The 666-nt window shown below is 30.5% G+C and carries 1 protein-coding gene; it reads left to right on the top strand.

Annotated features, from left to right (window positions below; genetic code table 11):
- A partial coding sequence (locus A5868_RS19030) for a hypothetical protein (protein WP_176374158.1) occupies window positions 1–389 on the top strand: 389 nt, incomplete at its 5' end.
- Between the last annotated feature and the right edge of the window lie 277 nt (window positions 390–666).

Here is a 666-nt window from a genome sequence, read left to right as displayed (position 1 = left end):
GTTTAGAACCATTCCTAAACTATCCAAAAGCGGACATTATATTAACACATTTCTGGGGAAATGATACTATTCGTGCTATTGGTCAAGTAACTGATCCAGAAAAAAAGGAAAAATATGAGAAAGCATATGGAGTTCCATATGACACGTTGGAAAGAGAATTTTTCTCTAGAGCCCAACATGAGAGAACTGATTATTTAAGAAAGCAATTAGTCTCAATGCTCAATGAAGTAACACCAAATAAGAAAATAATTGGATATGGTCCTATTTTTAATAAAAAAAATTCTGTAATGTATGATATTGTTTCTATTTCAACATCTAAAGTATCGAAGGTTCTACTAAAAAATACATTGTATAAGGAGTATAAAGGGCTGTCTCTTATACACATCTAGATGTGTATAAGAGACAGCAATGAAGTAACACCAAATAAGAAAATAATTGGATATGGTCCTATTTTTAATAAAAAAAATTCTGTAATGTATGATATCTGTCTCTTATACACATCTAGATGTGTATAAGGGCAAAGCATTATGCAAAAGTAATTTATTCTCATTTTTTGGGTAAGTATATTTCGAAGAAGGAATTTGATGATTTTATGAGGGACCATGAATACATCCCAGTAGATTGCAAAACTGAAGTGAAGTTCTACTTAGAACAGCTGTATAATAT

It is taken from the genome of Enterococcus sp. 12F9_DIV0723 (assembly GCF_002174375.1).
Classification (GTDB): Bacteria; Bacillota; Bacilli; order Lactobacillales; family Enterococcaceae; genus Enterococcus_A; species Enterococcus_A gilvus.
This window is presented reverse-complemented; position numbering and strand designations above follow the sequence as displayed.